The sequence below is a fragment of the Rhodoplanes roseus genome, from assembly GCF_003258865.1.
Classification (GTDB): Bacteria; Pseudomonadota; Alphaproteobacteria; order Rhizobiales; family Xanthobacteraceae; genus Rhodoplanes; species Rhodoplanes roseus.
The window spans coordinates 1,939-8,238 of sequence record NZ_NPEX01000255.1 but is presented as its reverse complement, the minus strand read 5'-3'; the positions used below and the strand labels follow the sequence as shown (position 1 = coordinate 8,238).

General features: G+C 70.0%; 5 protein-coding genes. 3 read left to right on the top strand and 2 right to left on the bottom strand.

All coding sequences use genetic code 11. The annotated features are described in order from the left end of the window. Nucleotides 1–43: 43 nt before the first annotated feature. Entirely contained in the window at nt 44–2,119 is a 2,076-nt protein-coding gene (paaZ, locus tag CH341_RS24875; RefSeq protein ID WP_245431239.1) for a phenylacetic acid degradation bifunctional protein PaaZ, read from the bottom strand. 163 nt (nt 2,120–2,282) lie between these two features. Here paaZ and paaG point away from each other — a divergent pair, with 163 nt between their 5' ends. The 3 genes from paaG (at nt 2,283) to paaK (ending at nt 4,904) form a co-directional block, all read left to right on the top strand. Further along, the gene (gene paaG / locus CH341_RS24870) at nt 2,283–3,062 is read left to right on the top strand and encodes a 2-(1,2-epoxy-1,2-dihydrophenyl)acetyl-CoA isomerase PaaG (protein ID WP_111421668.1); all 780 of its coding nucleotides are present in this window, start codon (nt 2,283–2,285) and stop codon (nt 3,060–3,062) included. A gap of 62 nt (nt 3,063–3,124) precedes the next feature. Continuing rightward, complete coding sequence (gene paaI / locus CH341_RS24865) at nt 3,125–3,538, top strand: hydroxyphenylacetyl-CoA thioesterase PaaI (RefSeq protein WP_111421670.1); 414 nt, start codon at nt 3,125–3,127, stop codon at nt 3,536–3,538. Nucleotides 3,539–3,566: 28 nt separating this feature from the next. Further along, nucleotides 3,567–4,904: a phenylacetate--CoA ligase PaaK gene (gene paaK / locus CH341_RS24860; RefSeq protein WP_425376210.1), complete on the top strand. Its 1,338-nt coding sequence runs from the start codon at nt 3,567–3,569 to the stop codon at nt 4,902–4,904. A gap of 219 nt (nt 4,905–5,123) precedes the next feature. Here paaK and paaE read toward each other — a convergent pair whose 3' ends face one another. Further along, nucleotides 5,124–6,251 carry a 1,2-phenylacetyl-CoA epoxidase subunit PaaE gene (gene paaE / locus CH341_RS24855; RefSeq protein ID WP_111421669.1) on the bottom strand — a complete coding sequence of 376 codons (1,128 nt, stop codon included), beginning with the start codon at nt 6,249–6,251 and terminating at the stop codon, nt 5,124–5,126. Nucleotides 6,252–6,300: the final 49 nt, after the last annotated feature.

Sequence of the window (6,300 nt, the reverse complement as noted above, 5' to 3'; positions counted from 1 at the left end):
GATCTGGCCGCGCCCCGGGACGAGGGAGGCAGCGGATACAGTCTCACGCCGCGGCGGCGCTGCTGGACGCGTCGCGGCGGGCGCTCATGGTGAGGAGGTCGTAGCGGGCGACCGTCTCGCCGTCCTGGTTGAACACCTCGACGTCCCAGCGCACCTCGCCGTATTCGGGCTTCCTGGCGGGGCGCTTCTCCTTCACGGTGAGGCGCACCCTGATCGCCTCGCCGGGCGAGACGGGTTTCAAGAAGCGCAGGTTGTCGAGCCCGTAATTGGCGAGCAGCGGGCCCGGCGCCGGATCGACGAACAGCCCGGCCGCGAAGGACAGGATCAGGTAGCCGTGGGCGACGCGGCCCGGGAAGAACGGGTTGGCCTTGGCGGCCGCCTCGTCCATGTGGGCGTAGAAGGAATCTCCGGTGAAGTCGGCGAAGTGCTCGATGTCGGCGATCGTGATGGTTCGCGATCCCGTCTCGACCGTGTCTCCAACGGCGAGGGCCTCGTACTCGCGCTTGAAGGGATGCACGGCGGCGACCGGCGCCGGCGCGCCCTTCAGCCATGTCCGCGTGAGCGACGCCAGCCGTGCCGGCGACCCCTGCAGGGCGGTGCGCTGCATGTAGTGGAAGACGCCGCGCAGGCCGCCCATCTCCTCGCCGCCGCCGGCGCGGCCGGGCCCGCCGTGCACCAGCCCGGGCAGCGGCGAGCCGTGGCCGGTCGACTCCTTCGCGCAGTCGCGATCGAGGATCAGCACGCGGCCGTGGAACGGCGCGAGGCCGAACACCAGCGCATCGGCCACCGCCTCGTCGTAGGTGAACACCGAGGCGACGAGGCTGCCCTCGCCCTTGGCGACGATCGCGACCGCGTCGTCGAGCGTGTCGTAGGGCATCACGGTGGCGACCGGGCCGAACGGCTCGATGGTGTGGACGCGGCGCGCGCGGAGCGGCTCGGCGCAGCGCAGCAGCACCGGAGCCATGAAGGCTCCCTTGTCGGCATCGCCGCCCACCGGCGCGACGCGCTCCGGATCGCCGGCGACGATCTCGGTCTCGGCGCTCAGCGCCGCGACGGCGTCGCGCAGGGCGGCGCGCTGCGACAGCGAGGCGAGCGGGCCCATGCGCACCTCGTCGCGGCGCGGATCGCCGACCGTGATCTTGTCGAGCTGTGCCTTGATCGCATCGGTCACCGTCGTCTCGAGCGACCGCGGCACGACGATGCGGCGGACGGCCGTGCACTTCTGCCCGGCCTTCACGGTCATCTCGCGCACCACCTCCTTGACGAACAGGTCGAGCTCCGGCGAGCCGGCGGTCGCGTCGGGGCCCAGCACGGCGGCGTTGAGCGAGTCCCGCTCGGCGATGAAGCGCACGGCGTTGCGACCGATCGACGGATGGTTGCGCAGCCGCTCCGACGTCTCCGCCGAGCCCGTGAAGGAGACCACGTCCTGGCCGCCGAGGTGATCGAGCAAGTCGCCGGCGGAGCCGCAGACGAACTGCACCGCGCCCTTGGGCAGCACGTTCGCCTCGACGATCAGCCGCACCAGCGCCTCGGCCACATAGGCGGTCGCGGTCGCCGGCTTGGTGATCACGGGCACGCCGGCGAGAATCGTCGGCGCGAGCTTCTCCAGCATGCCCCAGCACGGAAAATTGAAAGCGTTGATGTGCACGCCGACCCCGTTCAGCGGCGTGAGCACATGCAGCCCCACGAACGACCCGCCGCGCGACAGCGCCTCGGTGCCGCCTTCGATCACGAAACGCTCGGCCGGCAGCTCGCGGCGGCCGCGCGACGCGTAGGCGAACAGCGTGCCGATGCCGCCGTCGATGTCGAACAGATTGTCGCGCTTGGTCGCGCCGGTGTCGGCGGAGAGCGCGTAGAGCGCCTCCTTGCGCTCCGACAGGAAGGCCGCCAGCGCCTTCAGCCGGTCGGCCCGCTCGTGGAAGGTGAGAGCGCGTAGCGCCGGGCCGCCGACCTCGCGCGCGTGCTGCACCGCGGCTGCAAAATCGACGCCGTCGCTCGAGGCACACGCCACCGTGCGGCCATCGATGGCGCTCGGGATGTCGACGAGACCGTCGGTCGGCGTCACCCAGCGGTCCTGCACGAAGCTCGCCAGCATCCGGATGCTCTGCATGTGGGTCATGGGCGTCCTCCTGCCGCGATGCGGCGTTGTTTCGTTCGGAGGCGTCCGCTACGTCCTCGCGTGGAACGTTGACACCGGCGCCCCGTGCGCTAAATTGGTCCAAAGATTAACCGATCGATCGGTTAATTCAAGGGCCGCCAGAGCCCGACCCAGGGAGAAGTTCGTGGAGCCTTCGGTTCTCGTGGACCGTCGCGATGGATGGGTTCGCCTCGTCCTCAACCGGCCCGACCGTCTGAATTCGTTCAACGAGGAGATGCACCGGCGTCTCGCCGCGGCGCTCGACGAGGCGGGCGCCGACGACGCCTGCCGCGCCGTGCTGCTCAGCGGCGCCGGGCGCGGCTTCTGCGCCGGCCAGGATCTCTCGGATCGCGTCGGCCCGGCCGACCTCGGCGCCACCATCGACGCCTTCTACAATCCGCTGGTGCGACGGCTGCGCGCCCTGCGCAAGCCGGTGGTGTGCGCCGTCAACGGCGTCGCGGCCGGGGCCGGGGCCAACATCGCGCTCGCCTGCGACATCGTGCTGGCCGCGCGCTCCGCGAAGTTCATCCAGGCCTTCGCCAAGATCGGCCTGGTGCCGGATTCCGGCGGCACCTTCTTCCTGCCGCGGCTGATCGGCGACGCCCGCGCCCGCGCGCTGGCGATGCTGGCCGAGCCGCTGCCGGCCGAGCGCGCCGAGGCCTGGGGCCTGATCTGGAAGGTCGTGGACGACGCGGCGCTCGCGGCCGAGGCGGAGACGTTGACGGCGCATCTCGCGACGCAGCCGACCGTCGGCCTCGCGCTGGCCAAGGAGGCGCTCAACGCGTCCGCCGACAACGATCTCGACGCCCAGCTCGATCTCGAGCGCGACCTGCAGCGCAAGGCGGGCGCCACGCCCGACTATGCCGAGGGCGTGCGCGCCTTTCTGGAGAAGCGTGCACCGAAATTCTCCGGGAGGTCGTCGTGACCGCCGCCGTCGCGCCGCAGACGCGCTCCCCCGACGAGACCGCCCGCGTCGCCGCCGACACCATGTGGGCCAACGATGCCGCCTGCCGGAATCTCGGCATCGAGATCCTCGCGGTCGGTCCGGGCACCGCGACGCTCGCCATGAGCGTCAAGGACACGATGGTGAACGGCCACGACACGGCCCATGGCGGCTACATCTTCGCGCTCGCCGATACGGCCTTCGCCTATGCCTGCAATTCCTACGGGCTCGTCACCGTCGCGGCGCACTGCAGCATCACGTTCATCCGCCCGGGCCCGCGGGGCGCGCGGCTGGTGGCGGAGGCCCGCGAGGTGTCGCGCTCGGCGCGCTCCGGCCTCTACGACGTGCGCATCAGCGTCGACGGTGTGCCGATCGCCGAGTTCCGCGGCCATTCGCGCACGGTCGGCGGCTCCTTCATCGACGGCGGCGCGGCGGCGGCCGACACGCCCTCACCCTGACGGCCCGACAAGAACACGTGGAGGATCGATGACCATGGCTCCCCCGGTTGCTGCGTTCGACCGCACCATCGTCGATGGACTCGATTCCGCCGAGCGCGCCTCGCGCGACGCCATCCAGGCGCTGCAGCGCGAGCGTCTCGCCTGGTCTCTCCGCCACGCCTACGAGAACGTGCCGTTCTACCGGAGGAAGTTCGAGGAGGCGGGCCTGCACCCGTCGGATTTCCGCGACCTCTCGGATTTGTCGAAGTTCCCCTTCACGATGAAGAACGATCTTCGGGACAACTACCCCTTCGGATTGTTCGCAGTGCCGCGTGAAAAGCTGGCGCGCATCCACGGCTCGTCCGGCACCACCGGCAAGCCGATCGTCGTCGGCTACACGCAGGCCGACGTCGACATGTGGGCCGACGTGATGGCGCGCTCGATCCGCGCCGCCGGCGTGCGGCCCGGCATGATGGTGCATGTCGCCTACGGCTACGGTCTCTTCACCGGTGGTCTCGGGGCGCATTACGGTGCCGAGCGGCTCGGCTGCACCGTCATCCCGATGTCGGGCGGCATGACCGAGCGGCAGGTGCAGCTCATCCACGACTTCAAGCCCGACGCCATCATGGTGACGCCGAGCTACATGCTCACCATCCTGGACGGCTTCGTGACGGCCGGCCTCGACCCGCGCTCCTCGTCGCTGAAGTTCGGCATCTTCGGCGCCGAGCCGTGGACCAACGCGATGCGCGAGGAGATCGAGAAGGCCTTCGGGCTCGACGCCACCGACATCTACGGTCTGTCGGAGGTGATCGGGCCGGGCGTCGCGCAAGAGTGCGTCGAGACCAAGGATGGGCTGCACATCTGGGAGGATCACTTCTACCCGGAGATCATCGATCCGATGACCGGCGAGGTGCTGCCGGACGGCGAGAAGGGCGAGCTGGTCTTCACGTCGCTCACCAAGGAGGCGTTTCCGATCGTCCGCTACCGCACCCGCGATCTGACCAGGCTGATGCCCGGCACCGCGCGCCCCGGCATGCGACGCATGGAGAAGGTGACGGGCCGCTCCGACGACATGATCAACCTGCGCGGCGTCAACGTCTTCCCGACCCAGATCGAGGAGATCCTGCTCGCCACCGAATTCTGCTCCGGCCACTATCAGATCGAGCTGACCCGCGACGGCCGCCTCGACGAGATGACGGTGCATGCCGAGGTGCGCGAGGACCGCGCCCACGCCATCGACCGCGCCGCGAGCGAGAAGGAGCTGGTGCGCCACATCAAGAACCTGATCGGCGTGTCGACCCGCCTGGTGCTGCACCCGCCCGGCGGCGTCGAGCGCACCGTCGTCGGCAAGGCCAAGCGCATCGTCGACAACCGCCCGAAGGGGTGAATTCGAGGGTACAGTCTCTCCCCGTCCTCACCCTGAGGAGGCTGCGAAGCAGCCGTCTCGAAGGGCGAGGGCGGCCACCGTCGATAAGGACTGGTGGCCGCATGGTTCGAGACGCGCTCCTGCGGAGCGCTCCTCACCATGAGGGCAAATGAGAGAGTGATGAGGACGCCTCGTGTCCCGGCTCGCGATGCGTTGCACCGCGTCCGGGACGCGAGACCCTCACACCTGATCGTAGTCGATCACCACGGTCTTCGAGGTCGGGCGCGACTGGCAGGTGAGGACGTAGCCGGCCTTCAGCTCCCACGGCTCCAGCGCGTAGTTCACCGCCATCTCGACCGTGCCTTCGACCAGCTTGGCGCGGCAGGTGGAGCACATGCCGCCTTTGCAGGCGAAGGGGAGGTCGAGGCCGGCGCGCAGTGCCGCATCGACGATCGCCTCGCCTTCGGCGACCGGCACGTCGCGACGCTTGCCGTCGACGATCAGCGACGCGATGTGGGCGGGGGGCGCGTCGGGCGCCACCGGGACGGGCGGCCGCGGCTTTCCGCCGAGCGCCGAGACGAACCGCTCGACATGGACGCGGTCGTCGGGAATGCCGAGGGCGTGCAGCGTCGGCACCAGATCCTCGATCATCGCGGTCGGGCCGCACACGAAGGCGTGGTCGACCACCGCGGCCGGCACCAACGCGGTCAGCAGCCGCCGCACCTTGTCGCCGTCGAGCCGGCCGTTGAGGATGTCGAGATCCTGTTCCTCCTGGCTCAGCACGTGGAACAGCGAGAGGCGTCCCAGATGGCGGTCCTTCAGCTCCTCCAGCTCCTCCAGGAACAGCATGCCGGCGCTGGAGCGGTTGCCGTAGAACAGGAAGAAGCGGCTGTCCGGCTCGCGCGCCAGCACGCCGCGCAGGATCGAGATCACCGGCGTGATGCCGGAGCCGGCCGCGAAGGCCACGTGCACGCGGCCGTTGCCGGGCGCCTGCACGAGGCCGAACCGGCCGGTCGGCGTCATCACGTCGATCCGGTCGCCGGCCTTCAGGCTGTCGTTGATCCAGCAGGACAGGAGGCCGTTCTCCACCCGCTTCACCGCGATGCGCAGCTCGCCGTCACCGGGGCCGGCGCAGATCGAGTAGGAGCGCCGCACCTCCTCGCCGTCGATCGTCGTTCGCACCGTCAGGTACTGGCCGGGCTCGAACTGATAGTCGGTGGTCAGATCGGCCGGTACCACGAACGCCACCGACACGGCGTCGGGCGTCTCGCGCCGTACGTCGGCGACCGTGAGCGTGTGGAAGCGGGGAGGGTGGGCTTTGTCTTCACCTCCCCCTGGAGGGGGGAGGTCGGTCGGCGAAGCCGACAGGGTGGGGGTGACAGCATCTCCGGTGCGTGGGGCCTTCACCCCACCCCCC

Coding starts and splice junctions, on each gene's coding strand:
- paaZ (WP_245431239.1), bottom strand. CDS start 2,119: ATGACCCACATGCAGAGCATCCGGATGCTGGCGAGCTTCGTGCAGGAC.
- paaI (WP_111421670.1), top strand. CDS start 3,125: ATGTGGGCCAACGATGCCGCCTGCCGGAATCTCGGCATCGAGATCCTC.
- paaK (WP_425376210.1), top strand. CDS start 3,567: ATGACCATGGCTCCCCCGGTTGCTGCGTTCGACCGCACCATCGTCGAT.